The following is an 18,714-nucleotide window of genomic DNA, read 5'->3' as shown; positions in this document are numbered from 1 at the left end:
CTCCAAAATTAAACATTATTCTGTTTAGTGCGGCACGAGTTGTAAAAATGGCACGAACAGATCCGAATAAGCTACCTCCTATTTATGCGCTTCGTATGCCTTTTCCCCTGCAGGTACAGCTATAGTTAAGCGGTTATCTTTTGGCGGAACCGGGCAAACGTACTCAGGGTTGTAGGCGCAGAACGGGCTGTAGGCGCGGTTAAAGTCCAGAACTATAGTTTTAGCGTCTTCCTTAAACGGAATATCCAGGAAGCGGCCGCCACCATACGTCTCGAAGCCGTTGGTTTTGTCTGTGAAAGGCACAAACCATTGGTCTTTTTCTTCTTTTGCCAGCTTTTTATAAAGTGTCAGGCGCTGGGGCTGGCCTTCGAGCTCGAAAACAGCAGTAGCATAACGCAGATAAGGCTCGTAGCTCCCATTTGTGAGCGGCATCAGCAGGGTATCCTGTTTTGGCAGGTCTTCTACTTTGGCAGATACTTTATACTTTATGTTGGGCTCATAATACACCAGGTTCTTAAAACTCTGGCGGCCTTCTTCGGTAAACGGGCTGTTGGTGCGGCTCCTGAACGACAGGTCCTTGTCTTCGCGCTCTTTCAGAAGCGGTTTGATATAGTTCTCTTCGCTTAAAAAAGTCTCTTTCACAAAATACAAAAGTACCAGCACGATACCGGCAAAAATCACAAGCTTAACAGGGCGTTGCATAGTTTCTGTAGCTAAAGTCCGGTGCAAAGGTCGGAAAAACGAATGAATTATACAGGCTATAATCTTCTGGCCTGTCGCACTGTTTTAATGTTACGGATCGGCACACTTGCCCTTGCTGCTATAGTTTCAGATATACAATGTATATTCGTTTGCCCTGTTTAAGTTTTAGGCCATGTTCGGATATAAGCTATCGTTATGGTCAATTAGTAAAGATGAAAAAATTACTGCTACAAGCATTTCTGATAGTGTTGACATTTCCTGCCTACTGCCAAATTGAAGCAGATTCAGTTTTTATTTATAAAGACTTTAAACGCGCCGGCACAACAGCAGGACTACAGTATAACCATCGTGACCTTGAATCCCGAAAAACTGAAACAATAAAATTAGACAGCGCAGCAACTGCCGATCTGAAATCAATTTTTGTGGCAACAAAGCCAAAGCGGTTTTTACAGCAAAAGCATGGAGGCGAAATAATTTATGCCGTAGTTTGGTTTATGGGTACTAAGTACAACTATATAGTTGAGGGTGATGACAATTTTGCAAGAATGGTCAATTTGAATACTATGAGAAAGTGGATTTTAAATGATCCAACGAAAATTGCATCTCTGCACGTGCTTTTAATGAAAAACAACCCATAGCCTGGTATAACTAGCATGCAATGGCTGGCGGGCTTGCAAGTTGTTCACACGAGTCTGAGATAAAATAAAAATACTTGTTCAGTTTTCGGTTGCTGGTCGGGCGCCTTATGGCATTCTTTGCAGAAAAGAAACCTCATGACATTTAAACAACTACACCAACAAAACAAGCCGCTCCTGATCTGTAATGTATGGGATGTGGCAAGCGCCCGAATAGCAGAACAGCAAGGCTTTGAGGCGATTGGCACATCAAGTGCTGCCATGGCCAGTATGCTGGGCTACGAGGATGGCGAAAAAATGGAATTTGCGGAGCTGGCACACCTGGTAAAAAGGATTGCAGCCAATACAAGCCTGCCACTTTCTGTAGATATAGAGTCAGGTTATAGCAGGAATACGTCGGAGATCATAGAAAACATTAACGTATTGGCCGACCTGGGTGTGGCCGGTATTAACATAGAAGACAGCCTGGTGGCAAACGAAAGGACCCTTTGCGACAGCTATAGTTTTGCCCGCACTCTGGAAACTATAAAAGAGGCCTTCCTGAAAAACGGAACAGACCTGTTTCTGAATGTGCGGACAGATACGTTTATAGTTGGCCACCCAAACCAGTTGCAGGAAACTATAGTTCGAGCGCAACTTTACGAAACAGCTGGGGCAGATGGCATTTTTGTACCATGTATAGTGGCCAAAGAAGACATCAGCGCAGTTACAGGCAGCACCAGCTTACCATTGAACGTAATGTGTATGCCCAACCTGCCTGCCTTTAAGGAATTGAAAAGACTTGGTGTAAAACGCATTAGCATGGGTAATTTCCTGTTCGGGAAACTGTATGACCGGTTTGCGCAGCTGCTGCAGGACGTAAAAACCCAGGAGAACTTTAACCCCGTGTTTGAGTTATGTTAGTTACAGATAAAGAGAAGATCGAGACCTACTACACCGCTTTGCTTAACAGAGACCAAAGTTATGTGGGCATCTTTTTCGTAGGCGTCCGGACCACAACTGTTTTCTGCATTGCCACCTGCCGGGCCAGAAAACCCAAGGCAGAGAATGTTACCTTCTTTACTACTTTTAAAGATGCCCTGAACCACGGTTACCGCCCCTGCAAAGTGTGTCGCCCCACCGAAAATGCCAACCTCGCCCCGGAACAGGTAAACACCGCCATAGAACTGGTCAGAAGCAATCCGAAAGAAAAGATATCTGATTACACGCTCCGGCAGAAAGAGGTTTGCCCCGTGCTGGTGCGCAGGTGGTTTAAACAGCACTACGGCATTACGTTCCAGGCTTTCCAAAGAATGTACCGCATAAATCAGGCATTGCTGGAGCTGAAAGGCGGCAGGAGCGCCACCGACACCGCTTTTGAAACCGGCTACGAATCGTTGAGCGGGTTTGGCTATACCTATAAAAAGCTGATGGGCAGCTCGCCTAAAACGGGCAAAGCAAAAAACGTGATCCTGATGAACAGACTAACCACACCGCTTGGCCCGATGCTGGTGTGCGCCACCGAAAAAGGGGTTTGCCTGCTGGAGTTTGTAGACCGCAGAATGCTGGAAACAGAGTTCAGGGATCTGCAAAAGCGCCTGAATGCTACCATTATTGCCGGCGAGAACGAACACATAAAACAAGCCAAAACCGAAGTAGAAGAATATTTTGCGGGCCAGCGCAAAGCTTTTTCGCTTAGTTTGCACACACCGGGCACGGTGTTTCAAAACCAGGTTTGGGAGTGCCTGGCACAGATACCTTATGGTGAAACACGCTCGTACCAGCAGCAAGCCGAACTACTCAAAAACCCAGACGCTGTAAGAGCTGTTGCCTCTGCCAACGGTTTTAACAGAATAGCTATAGTTATACCCTGCCACCGGGTAATCGGTAAAAACGGAAAACTGACAGGCTACGGCGGTGGACTGGAGAGAAAACAATGGATGCTGGAGCACGAAAAACAGTTTTGCAGCGCTTAAGTTTTCTGTAATATGTATCCGGAACTATAGTTTTGGTTACGCCAGCCAACGTAACTGCTATTTTTCAGCAACTATAGCATTTATACTTGTAGTGCAGGAGAAACTATACCACTATTGCCCTTCCATTACTCTGTATAACCTCCTATATTTACAGGTATAAATCGTATAACCTTATGTTAACTTTAGCCGAACGCCACCAGCAGATACTGAACAAACTGAAGCAGGAAGGACAAGTAAATGTGCTGGAACTTTGCGAGAAGATGAGTGTGTCGTCGGTAACGATCCGCAAAGACCTGAAGCTACTGGAAGACAAAGGCTTACTTTTCCGGACGCATGGCGGCGCCACGGCCAACAACCCCTATACCATAGACCGCTCCGTTAACGAGAAGGAAAAAATACAGGCATCGGAGAAAATGCGCATTGGTGCGGCGGCTGCCAGTTTGCTGCAACCCAACGATTCCATACTGATCGCATCAGGTACTACGGTGCTGGCACTTGCCCGAAACATCCAGCCGAAAGCAAGCTTAACCGTTATTACGCCCTCGCTAAACATAGCCCTAGAACTTAACCGCCACCCCGAAATTGAAGTAATGCAGCTGGGCGGTGTGTTACGCAAAAGTTCATCATCAGTAACCGGGCCGTATGCTGAAAGTATACTGGCTGATTTCTCGTGCAGCAAACTGTTTTTAGGCGTAGATGGCATTGACCTGGACTTCGGCCTGACAACTACCAACGTAACCGAAGCGCACCTAAACCGCCAGATGATAAAAGTCTCCCAGAAAACGATTGTGCTTGCTGATTCTACAAAATTCGGAAAAAGAGGCTTCGGCAAGATCTGCGGTTTTGAAGACATAGACCAGATCATCACCGATAGCGGCATCTCGGACTATACCGTAAAAGCCCTGGAAGGCATGGGCATAAAAGTAACTATAGTTTAAAAGCAAAGGCCCCGCTATTTGCAGAGCCTTCAACTTTCTAACTTTCATATTTTCTAACGTTCTTGCTATAGATACTTCTCCAGTATCTCAGCCCATTTTTTGTAGCCTTCTATCGTCAGGTGCAGACCATCATGGGTGTACTCCAGTTTCAGTTTTCCATCACCATCAGCAAAGTGCGGGTGCAGGTCTACAACTGTTACGTTTTCGGTAGCAGCTATCTTTTTTATACCCTGGTTAACTACAGCCGTCTGCTTTTCCTTGTTATAGTGCTTCTTAAACTTGTCGAAGGAGTTGTTGGTAGGCAGCAGCGTTTGCACGTAAATTTTTGTCTTCGGCGAACCTGCTTTAATGCGGCGGATGATCTTGCTATAGTTGGCCAGTATAACGTCTTCAGGTACGTTGCGCGAAATATCGTTTATACCTATCAGCAGAAAAACTTTGGCAGGTTTGCCTTCAATCACTTCATCTAGGCGCTCCAGCACACCAAACGTAATATCGCTGGAGATGCCCCGGTTACGCACATGCTTATTTTGCAGCAATTCGCTCCAGTCGATGTGGGCAGTCAGGCTGTTGCCTAAAAAAATGATGTCCTTTTTTGAGTTTTTATAGTTCCGGAAATAATCTACCTGCACCTGGTACGTGCCCGGGCGATACGTGCTGTCGTATTTTACTTTTTCAGGTTTTATGCCTTCTTCCATTAAAATACCCGAGCTTTCAGTGGTTTCTGCTTGCTCCTGGGCATTGCACTGTGCAGCAAATAAAAGGGCACTACTAAGCGTAAGTAAGTATAATCTGATATTCAATTTCATGATACTAGAGGTAAGTATTGTTACTTAGAGCGTCTTCCTCTACCCCTTCCCAAACAACTCTAAATAGTAAAGCTGCCTGAGCCGGGTGTAGAGATCGACAAGTAGAATTAATTAAAACATCACCTTCATTTAATTCTGCAGCTCTTTATACATGTTAGGGTAATCTGAAATAATGCCATCCACGCCCATAGCTTTCAGGCGCGCAATGTCTTCGGCAGTGTTCACTGTCCACGGAATTACCTTTATATTTTTTTCATGCGCTTTGGCAATCAGTTCAGGGGTTACCAGTTTATAGTTGGGGCTGTAAACTACAGGCGTAAAACCTAAGCGCTCAATGTTTTCTTCAAAGCTATCCTTGTTGCTAACCAGCAGCGACGCCCTGATATTCGGATACTGCTCATGTAATACTTTCAGCGTGCGTGGGTCGAACGACTGCACAATAGCCCATTCCGTAATTTTCTTTTCTTCCAGTACCTCTACCAGTTTTTTCACAAACACAGCAGGCTCCGGGTGAATAGTATTATCGCCGTTTGCTACCGACTTGGTTTCGATGTTATAAAATACCTGCGGCAGGTTATTGGCCTTAATGTGGTTCTGTACCGAGTCTATCAGCTCCGCAAGTAACGGAATATAAGTCTTTACTTTCTGCTGATGCGGGTAGGTATCATAAAACTTGGTACCCATCTCAAAACGGCGCACCTGATCATAATCCATCTGGTAAATGGCGTAGTTCTGGCTCTCTTCCTTGGTTATGTCTTTACCATCCGGGGTGCGGGCATACAGCGGGTTAATGTATGGGTCATGGGTCACTACCACTTTACCGTCTTTGGTAACATGGCAGTCCATTTCCAGAGTAGTTACGCCCAGTTCCAATGCCTTCATCATCGCCGGAATACTGTTCTCAGGCATCAGGCCGCGTGCGCCGCGGTGCCCTTCGGTATCAAAAGCAGGTAGTTCGGGCATTTGTTGCTTGGTTATTGTTTCGGTGCTTTTGCAGCTGCTTATTAACAACAGGGCAGTCACCGCAACAGGTACTATTTTATGTAAGATCATGCTGGTCTAAAGTATAAATACTAGTATAAACTATAGATTTTCAACTAAAGTCATCATCCCCCTGCCCCCTTCAAAGGGCAGGGCCGTTAAGTTCTGCCGAGAACTATCCCCTTGAGGGGATTATAGGGGTGTTATTCAGGACCAAAAAGCCTATTGTTAGCCAGTTTTAAATTCACCCGCTAATGTAAACACCCCTCTGCGCTCCCCTCAAGGGGAGAATTTGCTAGAACTTAACGGCCCTGCCCTCCAAAGGGGGACAAAATCGAAGTATAAACTATAGTTAGGAAATCGCTTGCTGGCTTTCGTATTTTCTGCCGAAGCGGTCGGTGGCAACTACTTTCAGCTGTTTTATAGTTGCCGGTACAAATGCTTCAAAAAAGTGTTCTGTTTCACGTGGCTCCACATAAGTGCGGCCTTTTGGTAGTTGGTCACCCTGGTATTGCTCCCAGGCCACCGGGTCGTGCGAAATGATGTTTTGCAACGTGCCTTTATACTGGTTATCAGCCCACCACTCTACTTTCCATTCCGGGTCCCAGTTCCATACGTTTACCAGCATGCGTTTATGCTCTGCTGCTGGCTGCACATAAATCGTCATCTGGTGGTCCGCATCAAACCCAGTCGATTTATAATACCACTTCAGGTCTGTGCCATCAACTTCATACACTGCATATCCACCTGGCGCACCGTCGCCGCAAACGGGGCCTGTCCAGAGGTTACCGCACACCGTGCCATGGTTATGTTCGTAAATATCCTGCTCTATTACATTGCGGTTATAGTGCGTGTGGCCCGTCATGATGTGTACCTTATGGTTTTTCAGGATCGGGTATAGCTCTTCCCTGTTCTTCACACCCCAGTGTATCGGGATATGGGCACAAAGTATCACTAGGTTATCTTTAGGTACCATGGCCAGGTCTTTTTCCAGCCACTTCAGTTGCCGTTCGGTAATATAGCCGTCGTATTGCTTGTCTTTGCCCAAATAACGCACGTTATCCAGCACCACATAGTGCAGTTTGCCGCGGTTAAACGAGTAATAAGTAGGGCCATAAGTGGCTTCAAATGTTTTATCCGATACTTCATCGCCACCTTTGTTCAGATCCTGATCATGGTTGCCCAGCACCTGGAAAAACGGAATACCCATTGTGGCTACGCCCTGGTCGTACTCTTTGTATAGTTCCGGATTATCCCAGGTAATATCGCCAACTGTAATGCCATGCACCAGCGTACCGGCAGCCATACTTTGGAGTGTCTTCACCGTGTCGGGCACCGACTCATCCAACATGCGCTGGGCATCCCGTTTGTTGCGCGGTTGTGGGTCGGCCCAGATAATAAAATTGTGCTTTGTATCGTCGGTTGGCAGGGCTTTCAGCTCAAAACTATAGTCTTGCTCGCTGTCTTTGTTCAGTAACTGGTAATGCCGTGCAATGCCGTTCTCATTCGGGAAATCGTAGCCGGCAGGCACAGATATGAATACAAATTTAGCCTGTGCGTTAACCGGTAGTTCATACTTACCTTTGCGGTTAGTCTTTACCACACTATAGCCATCCGACACAACTACATTTGCCAGCTTTTTACTTCCGGCGGTTACCCTGCCTTTTATCGTGCTGGTTGATGGAGCTGCCAGCGCCGATGTATAGCTGCCGCTAAGTATAAGTCCCCCTGAAAACAGGAGCATGCGCTCTAAAAAGGATCTTCTCTTCATGGTTGAATATTGTTAAATGCCCGGCACTGTTTTAAGGTTATCGAAGTAATTGCTATAGTCTGTAAAGAGCGCGTGGTTCTTTAGCAGTAGCATGGTTTCGTTGTTGTTGCGCAGGGCGTTGTTAGTAAAATTGTGCGAACCAGTTATCAGGATGTTTGCATTTTCGCCTTTCCAGTTGCCCTGTATAAGTATAAATTTCGCATGGATGTTGGCTTTCGAAATGTCATAAACTTTCAGGTAAGCGCCTTTCTGCTGCAGATCTCTCAGCCCGGACATGATGTTATCGTCAATCTTATTTTTAACAACCAGTTCTATAGTTGCTCCCTGCGTTTGTAGCTCAGCAAGTTTCTGCACTATGTTCAGGCGCGTGTTCGTCCAGTCCGACATACCAATTTTTATAGTTGCCGTAGCTGGGTTGGTAATGCTGTTCAGGAATTCGATGATCGTGTCGTCGCCATAGCTTGTGCCATTGCGGCGCTTGGGCATAAAGTAAGCGTTTATACCTGCCGTGGCATCTGTATACTCTTTGTAGTAGTAATCTTTCATACCGGCAGTTGCTTTGGCTTTCATATCAGTCCAGTAGGTTTTATAGGCATCAAATAAGCCTGTATGTGGCAGTAGCACCGCATCCTGGAACTTGCGTGCATCGTCTTCGGTAAAGTTATGCGAGGTCTGGAATACCAAGTTCTGGACATTACCGGTGGTGGTAACTACTTCCGAGAAAAGGGCAAACTTGTTATGGTTAATGGCACTGGAACTGGCATCGTTTGCAATAGAAACAGCTTCGCCACCGCGAGCTTCCAGAAACCTTTTGAGTTCGTAAAATGTGAGTGGGTTCGTCTCCTGCGACTCCGTGCGGCCAAGGTCTACCATCAAATGAACCTTAACACCTCTTTCGCTGGCTGTTTTTATGGCCTGAATTAACGCCGGGTAATCGAACAGGAAAATGCTTAAATAGATAGTTGCATTTTTTGGCGTGGCATTAACTATAGCGATCAGTTTATCGAGTATAGCCAGCGAAGCCTTGCCTTGTTTTACATTGGCCACGTCTGTAAAAACCGCTGCCGGGAAAGTAGCAGTTACCGGAGTTAAGGTTTCGGAGGGTGGTGGCGTGGGTGTCGGCGTGTCTGTTTTCTCGCTTTTGCAGCCAACAAACAGCAAACACAACAAAAGGGTGTAGAGGGTATGCTTAAACATGAATGCGCGTTCGGAGTTAATACTTTTCTTTTCTTAGGGTAGCTGGCTGGCAAATAGCTCGAAGCCAGTACCAGCACCCAAAGAAATTTAAAACTGACGGACCTGGAATGCCATGTTATACTTTAAAATATAAGCAGCCAACAGGTTAGGGTAAATTGCTTTCTGCAACTATAGTTGCGGGTAAAAATAAAGGCGTCCCCGAGTTTCAGGGCCGCCTATATGTAGAAGTGTGCTTAGTTCTGGTAAACTGCGAAATCGTCTATGCCAAGGCGGCCATTGTTAACGGTTGTGCTTGAGGTACCCAGGCCTAATTTGTTTATTCTGAAACGTACCGGCCCCGAAATATCCATCAGGAACGTTGCCATTTTGTGGTTGCGCTCTGCATCCGAAACAGCATTACCCACTTTGGTCCAGGTGGTGCCCTGGTCCTGCGAATACTCCAACTGCCAGGTGCTTGGCTTATCGGTGTAATAAGTGGCGTACCATAACGTAACTTTTGTTGCGCCGTTCGGCAGGTCAAAGTTCATCTGTAGATATGCCGACTCCGTTAGGTTTTGCTGGAAACGAACAGCCTGCTTTCCTGATACGATCACATCACGGCCTGCCGTTTGCTCCAGTATAGATTGGTACAGTGTCCAGTTGCCGGTGGCCAGGTTTCGGGCGTTGTTCGAAGAGCCATCCGCATTTTTCATGTTGTAGCTTTTCTTCTCGTTATAGTCCGGAATCTCGAAGCTTTCAGGCCAGTTTGCATATATCGGTCCGCTGGCATTCAGGGCATCGGCGCTGGTGCGCATGCGTAGCTCCGGCGTTCCATTTTCGGCTATAGTTGGTATCCCTACAAAGCTGGCGCTTGCCGGTAACTTACGTCCCGAAAAAGCGGCGTCAGCAGCTGTATACAAGGTTATAGTTTTGCCTGAACCATCGCCTACCTGCTTGTTGCCGGCATAGGTTTCGCCGGTTACCGGCAGCGGGTCTGTATCGCCGCTTACCATAACCAGCGTGCTTTCGTACTTATGGAAATTGGTAAGCAATTCGTTCACCGATACTGTTTTTGGAGCTACCGGCAAACCAGTTGCTTTTTTCTGGATAGCTTCCGGCTTCAGGCCAACAATCTGCAGCACGCCGTTTTTGCGGGTAAGAGTCGTACCTCTCACATCAAACAACACCGAATCACCCACCTCAAAAGTTGCAGCAGCCTGCTCGCCAAGGTTAAGTATAATGCCTCTCTGGTTACCTCTCCAGGTATCTTGTATGGCAACCAACCCTGCTGGCCAGTTTTTACCCGACGGATCAGAAACCACTACCCCGCCTGCCTGGTAAGCACCAAACAAAGCGCCGGTACCAAGTGCCATATCCTTTTCATGAAAGGCATCGCGCACCACGTACAGCGAAGCAACCGGGTTTACAGTGCCTTCCGCCGGGTTCGGGTCTTCCTCCATACACGAGGTAAAACCTAACACACTTAAGCAGATGGCCAGAAACGATAAATATCTGTTTTTCATGACGTATGTCTTTATTCTTTCTATTCTTTTATAGTTCAGCTGTTAGTCTCTGTCCCACCATACTTTGGTGTTGATATCGTCGGCGCCCATAGCTGCAACTGCTGCGTTATAGTTGGCTCCGTTCAGCGACTGTATGTAAACCGGGTATTTGAAGCGCGAAGGCATTACTCCACCGTTCTGCACACCAGGTCCGATTGGCAACACCGGGTGGCCGGTTCTTCTGTACTCATACCACTGCTGGAAATCTGTAAAGAATAAACTATAGTATTTCTGTAGCATGATCTTTTCCAGTTTGGTATCGAAGTCAGCAGCAGGGTCGTAAGCCACAGTTGGTTTAGTTAAATGGTCAGCAGGAACCTCAAGTCCCCACATACTGATCGCAGAAGTTGTACCTTTGTCGTAATAAGTCTTGGCATCACCTGAAATAAAGCCTCTCAGCGCAGCTTCGGCCAATATAAACTGCACCTCTGCATAGTTGATTATGTTTCCTAAAAGTGGCTCGGTCTTTAAAGTAAGGTGATAAGAGGACTGTCTTTCCGGGATGTTGCCTGGCACGTAACCGCTTGGTATACCATAGTAGCCTGAGCCGAACAAGGTAGCCCATCTAGTAATGCGCGGATCGCCCATTTCATTCAGGTGGTTCACAAAGAAATCTGATAAACCATGGCTACCGTTAAAGTCGTAATCACGCATGCCAGAAAACTCTGATAACAATGGCATAGTACCTGTATAGCGCAGAATAGCAGATTCCTCGTTTGAAGTGAAGATTGGGTAGAAAGAAGCGTTTGTTTCAACCATCTCTCTGATTTTTCCAGCCGCATCAACTTCTGGCCTGTTGGAAGCACGCATTAACAAGCGCAGGTACAACGAGTTACCAAACTTTCTCCATTTGGTAATATCTCCGGCATAAAGCGGATCTATACTTTTCTCGTAATCCCTCATCGCCTCGCCGGCTGCCAGCAATGCGTTGGCTTCTTCCAGCTTTGCAAAAAGGTCTTTGTAGATCATCTCCTGCGAGTCGAACTTAGGCTGTAGTTTTCCTTCGCGGCCTTTGTTGGCTTCAGAGTAAGGCACATCGCCGTACATATCCGTCAGCATAGAAGATACCCACACATCCAGGATCAGGCCGATACCCATAAAGCTTTTCTGCTGGGTAAGCAGCGCGTTGTTATAGATATCTACAAAGTTAGTGCGCTGCAGGTACCAGTTGTTCCACATGTAATCCGACTCACCAGACTTGATCACATAACGGTGGATCTCATCGGTATCAAGTATAGTTACATGCACCTGCATCAGCTCGTTATTCAGGCGCAGGGCACGGTTGTTATTACGGGTTACCACATCGTGCAGGGCTGGCATCAGCAACGATGCAGGCGCTACCGCAGTGGTACCATTAGGGTTCGTATTTATTTCCTCAAAATCCTTGGTACAGGAAGAGGTAGCAAGGCAGGATGCCGCCAGTGCTGTAAGCGTAAATATTTTTATCTTTTTCATGATAGCTACTTCCTATAAAATTAGATACCTACAGTCAGGTTCAGGCCCAGCGTTCTGGTTGCAGGGAACTGGCCAACTTCAAAACCACCAATAATTCTTCCGCCATCCAGTGTTCCGATCTCCGGATCGAAAGCTGGCCACTCTGTGATCATGAACAGGTCGCGGGCAAACAAACCTATACTTGCTTTCTGCACATTAATTTTCTGAAGTATAGTTGCCGGTACTGCATAATCCAGGCGCACTTCGCGCAGCTTAATATAATCAGTGCTGAAGGTGTTGGCTTCCACGTTATCGCGGGTAAAGTGGCGTGTATAGTAAGTCTGCATGTTGGTTACCAGCACATCGTTCGGGCGGTAAGTGCCATCTGCATTTTTGATCACACCTTTACCAACTATACCGTTGTAGCGGCCTGGCAATGTTTTGGTAAGCTTGCCTTCCTCCATCAGCACAGCATGTGTTAACGAATAAGCAACACCACCAAACTGACCATCGAACAGCACATTCAGCCCGAAGTTTTTATACTTCACATTTGTGCCAATGCTACCTCTCCAGTCTGGTGTAACATTGCCCAGGTATTTAGATTCGCTGCTCAGTAGCGGTAAGCCGTTCTGGTCATACACGATCTGGCCATCCGGGGCACGCTCATAACCAAGGCCGTACAGGGCACCCATCGGGCCACCTACACGCGACTCCATCGATCCACGGTTGGCCGGGCCAAACGCTTCTATATAAATTCCAAGGCTATCTACCAGTTCTACTACCTTGTTTTTGTTGGTTGCGTAAGTTGCAAACAGGTCTACGTTCAGGCCATTTTTGTTTTCTAACAGTTTGCCGTTTACCTGCACTTCCAAACCTTTGTTCTGCACCATACCGGCATTCAGCACGATCTGGCTATAACCGCTCGATCTGTCAAGTGGGGCAACCAGGATCTGGTCGAAGGTTTTGTTATTATACACCGATACATCCAGGCCTAATCTGTTTCGAAGAAGGCGCATGTCTAAACCAAACTCCACGCTTCTGGTTGAAAGCGGTTTCAGGTTTTCATTCGGGATGGTAGATGGGTTGGAAAGTCCGCCCGGGTAGGCTTCCTCCGCCTCGTAGTTATAAACGGTCTGGTATGGTGTTACACCACCGCTGCCCACATCCGAGAAAGAGCCTCTCACTTTTAGGAAGGAAATTGCTCTTGGCATCTGTACCATATCTGAGATAATGGTACTCAGGTTAACAGAATAATACAGGAACGAAACGTTATCCAGGTCGCCTGGTCTTGCAAGGGTACTTGTCCAGTCTTGGCGGCCAGTTAAATCCAGGAATACTACGTTATCATAGCTTGCTTCTGCCAGTGCGTAAATGCTGTTTACATTATAGTCGGCTCTGTTATTATAAGCAAGCGGAGTTTCTTTGCTGTTTGCAAAACTATAGATACCCGGGAAAAGCAGCTTATCCGCTCTTAGCTCGTCTCTGGAGTATCTGTTTGACATTCTGCTACCACCCAGCGAAAGGCCGCTGTTAAATTTATCATCAAACTTACGCTTGTAACGCAACAGGAAGTCGTGGGTAATCTCTTTGCTATAGATCTTCTGGGTACGGAACATACCCTCCGGGAACTTCTGCGTATCGAACGGGCGCTGCTGTGCGCGGTTGTCATTGGACATATCCATCGATGAGCGCACCATCAGGTTCAGGTCCTTTGTAAAATCGTAGGTAACCGATACGTTTCCAACTATAGCATCCTTATCAGATTTGTTCAGCATTTCATACGCCTGTAGGAACGGGTTATCCAGGATACCGCTGAATGGTGTGCTCTGCTCCAGGCCTTCTCTGCCCGGTACCCAGTAAGGCTTAAACCACTCCAGGTCCAGGTTAGGCGATAGGCCCCTGATAAAGTACATGATGGTGTGGTTATTATAGCCTGTAGATGGCAGGTTGTCGCTCTTATTATTTGTATAGTTTATTTTAGAAGCGAACTGTAGTTTGTCTGTAACCTTGTGGTTCAGGGATAGGGCCAGCGTGTTTCGGTTATAACCTGTGTTCGGTACTATCCAGGTGTTTTTTAGGTTGGTGTAAGATAAACGGGCTGATGTTTTATCGTTTCCGCCGTCTATGCTTATGTTGTTGGTAAAGGTCTTCGCTGTCTCAAAGAAATCCTTGCGGTTGTTTTTGTAAGGTACCCACGGTGTGCGGGTTGTCCCGTTGGTGCGTGTTGTTGGGTCGTACTGATAATAGCTCTGGCCATTAAAGCGCGGACCCCAGGCAGAACTTGTACTTTTTGTGCTGGCTCCGTCTTCGGTGTTGTTGTATGAATACCAGGTATCCTGTCCGCCTACGCCCTGCCCGTACTCATACTGGTAATCAGGCCAGCGCGACACATTGGCTATAGCTGTATTAGAGTTTATAGTTACGCCAAGGCCTTTGGTTTTGCGGCCTGTTTTGGTTGTGATAATGATAGCACCGTTACCACCACGCGCACCGTATAGTGCAGCTGCACCAGGGCCTTTTAGTACCGATATGCTTTCAATATCATCCGGGTTAATATCATTTATACTGTTACCAAAGTCTACCGCGTTGTCAGTTGAAAGATAGGCACCGCTTCCGCTTCCTGTACGCTTGTGGTTCATGATCACGCCATCCACCACAATCAGTGCTTCGCTGTCGCCGCTCAGGTTGTTCTCGCCACGAAGTACGATTTTGTTAGAACCTGCAGGGCCACCACCAGACTTGGTCATGTTTATACCGGCTACTTTACCAGATAAAGCATTGGTCCAGTTGTTTGAGATGGCATTGGTAAGTTGCTCGCCCTGCACTTGTGTTACGGCATAACCCAGCGCTTTTTCTTCACGCTCTATACCCAGTGCCGTTACTACCACCTCCGATAGTTGCTTGCTGTCAGGGCTTAGGGTAATAGCCAGGTTTTCCTGCGGGCCGGTTATAGTTGCATTATATACCTGGTAGCCTACAAACCGGAAAGAAAGAATTGCTCCTTTTTCCACGTCTACTTTAAAGTTACCATCCACGTTGGTAACACCAACCGGCTGCTGGTTTGCAAGTATAGTTACGCCCGGCAATGCACTACCATCGTCGCCTGCAGTTACTTTACCTTTTACAGTAACTTTCTGTGTCTGGGGAGTCTGTACATAAACGGTAGATGCCAGGGCACCTGCCGCCATGCCATTTCCTGCTAACAGCAGGCACGAGCATAGCCAAAGACTTTTCTTCAGACTATTCCTGCTCTTTTGGGGAGGAAGTAAACGTTTTTCCATCTGGTTTGATTTATAACTGGTATTGAGCGTTAGCTTAGTTTTTGTTGAAGGTTAATTTTTTCTTTGTTCCAGGTAAGGGCTGTAAAGAAGATCGAAAGGATACAGGCGATGATCAGCACGATAAAACCACCGTCCCAGCCCCAGGCATCTACTACAAAGCCCATGGCAATATTGGCGAACAACGCACCGCCCATATAACCAAACAATCCGGTAAGACCTGCGGCAGTACCTGCTGCTTTTTTAGATACCAGATCAAGGGCCTGCACGCCAATTAGCATTACCGGACCGTAGATCAGGAAGCCAATCGCGATCAGGGCAGCATTATCCACCCAGATATTACCGGCTGGGTTTTTCCAGTAAACTATGACTGCCACCAGCACCAGTGCCATGTATATTATAGTGGCAGGGGCGCGACGGCCTTTAAATACTTTATCACTTATCCAGCCGCAAAGCAGCGTGCCCGGTATGCCCGCGTACTCATAGGCAAAGTATGCCCAGCCCGTTTCCTTCACCGAGAAACCTTTGGCTTCTTCTAAATAAGTCGGGGCCCAGTCCAGGATGCCGTAGCGCACCAGGTACACAAAAGCGTTGGCAAAAGCGATGTACCACAGCAAACGGTTGTTGAACACATATTTAAAGAAGATCTCTTTGGCGCTCAGCTCCTTTTCGTGGTCGGCAGTATAGTTTTTAGGGTATTCGTTTTTATATTCTTCTATAGTTGGCAACCCACAGGACTGCGGCGTATCGCGAACGAGCATGTAAGTAACCAGCGCCGAAAGCAGGGCAACCAGACCCGGGAAGTACATAATACTCTGCCAGGTACCAAAAATGGCTATAGCAGCTATTGAAAGCGGACCGATTAAGCCACCACCCACATTATGCGCCACATTCCAGATCGACATTTTGGTACCGCGCTCTGTAGCCGAAAACCAATGTACCATTACGCGGCCACACGGAGGCCAGCCCATCCCCTGGAACCAACCATTCAGGAACAGCAGCACAAACATGATCATGATAGAGCTGGTAGCAAAAGGCACCGTACCCATAAAGATCATTGTGAGCGCAGAAAGCAATAAGCCTATACTTAAAAAGGTGCGGGCATTGCTCCTGTCAGACAGGTTACCCATTAGGAACTTGCTCAGGCCGTAGGCTACCGATACACCTGATAAAGCAAAACCCAGGTCAGCTTTTGAATAACCTTGCGCTATGAGTTCCGGCATTACCAGCGAGAAGTTTTTGCGTACCAGGTAATACCCAGCATAGCCAATAAAAATCCCGATAAATACCTGAAGTCGCAGCCGCTTATATTCCGGATCTATTCGTTCTAAGGGTAGCCGATCTGTGTGAGGGGCCGGTGCAATAAGGCGCATACTTATGTGGTAAAAATTTTAAGCTATTCGATTTCTTTTTTTAATAAGTTAAGCTGATCCGGAATCTGATATTGATTTAAAGAATAGCATTCTTCCGTGAATACAACTTTTTATTTATTTCCTTATCAACTCGCAACATCTTGTGTTACGAATGCTCTAATTTCTTATTTTTTGTAAAAAATCAAAGCATCCGGCTATAACAAACTATAGATTAAATACTTCTTTAATATAGTAATAAACTAATATTAAAGACTATAGTCATACTTCTATAGTTAGCCCGGCAACTGGTGCATCAGGCCAGACTAAGCCACCTGGCTTGTTTTGTTCTGTACAGTGCTTGCAGGTTCGTAAGCCTCCAGCAGGTATTGGTTTGCCAGCTTTGTAAAACTAGCTACCTGGTCCTGCTTCCAGGCCTCGTTTAACCCTAACTCCGAAGCCATTATAGTTGCTACAGCAGGTGCCATGTCTATCGCCGCCTTTGCATCCAGGAAAAGGACACGTATTCTTCTGGCCAGTACATCTTCCACGGTTCTGGCCATTTCGTGCTGCACTGCCCAAACCACTTCAGCCTGCGTATTCGGGAAGGCAGGATGCAGTTGTTTTCTTAATTCAGGGCGTTGGCTGCTGAGTGCGTTTATACCCGCCGCATCGCTACCGTATACATCCAGGTAAGTAGTCATTGCCTGTGGCGTTGCATATCCGTGTATTTTAAGGTGAGCCGTAGCGCAAGGTTTTGCCTGTAGTTTCCCTGTAACTATAGCTTGTGCCATGGTATCTTCGGCCATTTTGCGGTAGGTTGTCCATTTGCCACCGGTTATAGTTATCAACCCAGATTCGGCTACCATTAATTTGTGGCTGCGCGAAATCTCTTTGGTGCTGTTGGTACCTTTAGCCGGTGCTGCCAACGGGCGCAACCCAGCAAATACACTCAACACATCTTTGCGGCCTGGTTTGCGTGTCATGTACTGGCCGGCGGTGTCCAGTATAAAACTGATCTCATCTTCCAGGGCAGTTGGCTCCAGGCTTGCGCTGTTTAAAGGCGTATCGGTAGTGCCTACCAGCACATGGTTGTGCCACGGAACTGCAAACAGCACACGCCCATCCGGCGTTTTCGGAATCATCAGGGCTGTTTCGCTTTCCAGGAAAGACTTGTCGAGCACCACGTGTACTCCCTGGCTTGGGCGCACCAGCGGGTCCTGCGCCGGTTTGTCCATCTGTAACACATCGTTCACAAAAACGCCTGTTGCGTTTATTACTACTTTAGCGTTTAAGTTATATTCTTCGCCAGTTTCCAGGTCGCGTGCTTTTACGCCGGCTACTTTGTCGGTTTCATTTTTCAGCAGGCCTGTTACTTTAAAGTAATTTAGCAGCACACCTCCCTGCTCGGCAGCAGTCTGAGCCAGGTTTATGGCCAGGCGCGCGTCGTCAAACTGGCCATCGTAGTAAATAATACCACCTTTCAGGCCATGCTGCGCCACGTTTGGCAATAGCTTTTCCACTGTTTTTTTGCCCAGCAACTCCGTTTTTTTAAACCTGTACTTGCCTGCCATCCAGTCGTAAACTTTAAGGCCGATGCCGTAAAAGCCCTGGTTAAACAAACTATAGCTTGGGATAACAAAGGGCTGCACATGTACCAGGTGCGGAGCATTTTGCAGCAACAGACCGCGCTCGTGCAAGGCTTCGTACACCAGGCTTACATCACCTTGTGCCAGGTAGCGTACTCCACCATGCACTAGTTTAGTACTCCTACTCGAAGTTCCTTTTGCAAAATCCGATTGCTCTAGCAGTAGCGTTTTGTATCCTCTGGAGGCAGCGTCTACCGCTACTCCTAGTCCGGTTGCCCCGCCTCCTACCACTATAACATCCCAGGTGGTTGTAGTTTGCTCTTTCAGACGCGCTACAAACAAATCCCGATCAAATATACCTCCTCCTGCTTCTACTGCTTTCGAATGCATTATTAATTTATTGTTAATTTTTTACTTTGTATTTCGTTTAAAACTAAAAATAAATCACATACAAAAGCAAACGAAACTAAAAATAAAAATTCAAAACCCTGTAATTAGCTTTCTAAAGCATTTTTACTGCCTCAACCACTTCGCT

General features: G+C 46.9%; 14 protein-coding genes. 4 read left to right on the top strand and 10 right to left on the bottom strand.

The genetic code is table 11. The annotated features are described in order from the left end of the window. Window positions 1–78: 78 nt before the first annotated feature. Window positions 79–702, bottom strand: a complete 624-nt coding sequence (locus GWO68_RS13900; RefSeq protein ID WP_162347066.1) for a DUF1684 domain-containing protein — start codon at window positions 700–702, stop codon at window positions 79–81. A 212-nt stretch (window positions 703–914) separates the two neighbouring features. Between GWO68_RS13900 and GWO68_RS13895 the strand changes: the two genes are divergently transcribed. From GWO68_RS13895 to agaR, 4 genes are all read left to right on the top strand, one after another. Then, the gene (locus tag GWO68_RS13895) at window positions 915–1,340 is read left to right on the top strand and encodes a hypothetical protein (RefSeq protein ID WP_162347065.1); all 426 of its coding nucleotides are present in this window, start codon (window positions 915–917) and stop codon (window positions 1,338–1,340) included. Window positions 1,341–1,475: 135 nt separating this feature from the next. After that, on the top strand, window positions 1,476–2,240 hold the full coding sequence (locus tag GWO68_RS13890) for an isocitrate lyase/PEP mutase family protein (protein ID WP_162347064.1): 765 nt from the start codon (window positions 1,476–1,478) through the stop codon (window positions 2,238–2,240). Beyond that, window positions 2,234–3,292, top strand: a complete 1,059-nt coding sequence (locus GWO68_RS13885; RefSeq protein WP_162347063.1) for a bifunctional transcriptional activator/DNA repair enzyme AdaA — start codon at window positions 2,234–2,236, stop codon at window positions 3,290–3,292. Before GWO68_RS13890 ends, GWO68_RS13885 begins: the two co-directional genes overlap by 7 nt. 173 nt (window positions 3,293–3,465) lie before the next feature. Beyond that, the gene (gene agaR, locus GWO68_RS13880; RefSeq protein ID WP_162347062.1) at window positions 3,466–4,230 is read left to right on the top strand and encodes a transcriptional repressor AgaR; all 765 of its coding nucleotides are present in this window, start codon (window positions 3,466–3,468) and stop codon (window positions 4,228–4,230) included. A gap of 65 nt (window positions 4,231–4,295) precedes the next feature. Here agaR and GWO68_RS13875 read toward each other — a convergent pair whose 3' ends face one another. From GWO68_RS13875 to GWO68_RS13835, 9 genes are all read right to left on the bottom strand, one after another. Next, a complete protein-coding gene (locus GWO68_RS13875; RefSeq protein WP_202923763.1) occupies window positions 4,296–5,039 on the bottom strand; it encodes a GDSL-type esterase/lipase family protein in 744 nt (247 codons plus the stop codon). 129 nt (window positions 5,040–5,168) lie between these two features. Next, on the bottom strand, window positions 5,169–6,092 hold the full coding sequence (locus GWO68_RS13870) for a glycerophosphodiester phosphodiesterase family protein (protein WP_162347061.1): 924 nt from the start codon (window positions 6,090–6,092) through the stop codon (window positions 5,169–5,171). A gap of 280 nt (window positions 6,093–6,372) precedes the next feature. Then, the gene (locus GWO68_RS13865) at window positions 6,373–7,791 is read right to left on the bottom strand and encodes a calcineurin-like phosphoesterase C-terminal domain-containing protein (RefSeq protein WP_162347060.1); all 1,419 of its coding nucleotides are present in this window, start codon (window positions 7,789–7,791) and stop codon (window positions 6,373–6,375) included. A gap of 12 nt (window positions 7,792–7,803) precedes the next feature. Beyond that, window positions 7,804–8,988, bottom strand: a complete 1,185-nt coding sequence (locus GWO68_RS13860; RefSeq protein ID WP_162347059.1) for a phospholipase D-like domain-containing protein — start codon at window positions 8,986–8,988, stop codon at window positions 7,804–7,806. 233 nt (window positions 8,989–9,221) lie between these two features. Further along, window positions 9,222–10,490, bottom strand: coding sequence for a DUF5689 domain-containing protein (locus GWO68_RS13855; RefSeq protein WP_162347058.1), 1,269 nt, complete (start codon window positions 10,488–10,490; stop codon window positions 9,222–9,224). A gap of 42 nt (window positions 10,491–10,532) precedes the next feature. Then, window positions 10,533–11,984, bottom strand: coding sequence for a SusD/RagB family nutrient-binding outer membrane lipoprotein (locus tag GWO68_RS13850; RefSeq protein WP_162347057.1), 1,452 nt, complete (start codon window positions 11,982–11,984; stop codon window positions 10,533–10,535). A gap of 20 nt (window positions 11,985–12,004) precedes the next feature. Beyond that, on the bottom strand, window positions 12,005–15,244 hold the full coding sequence (locus tag GWO68_RS13845) for a SusC/RagA family TonB-linked outer membrane protein (protein ID WP_162347056.1): 3,240 nt from the start codon (window positions 15,242–15,244) through the stop codon (window positions 12,005–12,007). Between the two features lie 29 nt (window positions 15,245–15,273). Then, window positions 15,274–16,614, bottom strand: a complete 1,341-nt coding sequence (gene glpT / locus GWO68_RS13840) for a glycerol-3-phosphate transporter (protein ID WP_162347055.1) — start codon at window positions 16,612–16,614, stop codon at window positions 15,274–15,276. A 302-nt stretch (window positions 16,615–16,916) separates the two neighbouring features. Beyond that, window positions 16,917–18,569, bottom strand: coding sequence for a glycerol-3-phosphate dehydrogenase/oxidase (locus GWO68_RS13835; protein ID WP_162347054.1), 1,653 nt, complete (start codon window positions 18,567–18,569; stop codon window positions 16,917–16,919). Window positions 18,570–18,714: the final 145 nt, after the last annotated feature.

The organism is Pontibacter fetidus, from assembly GCF_010119545.1.
Taxonomy (GTDB): Bacteria; Bacteroidota; Bacteroidia; order Cytophagales; family Hymenobacteraceae; genus Pontibacter; species Pontibacter fetidus.
This window is presented reverse-complemented; position numbering and strand designations above follow the sequence as displayed.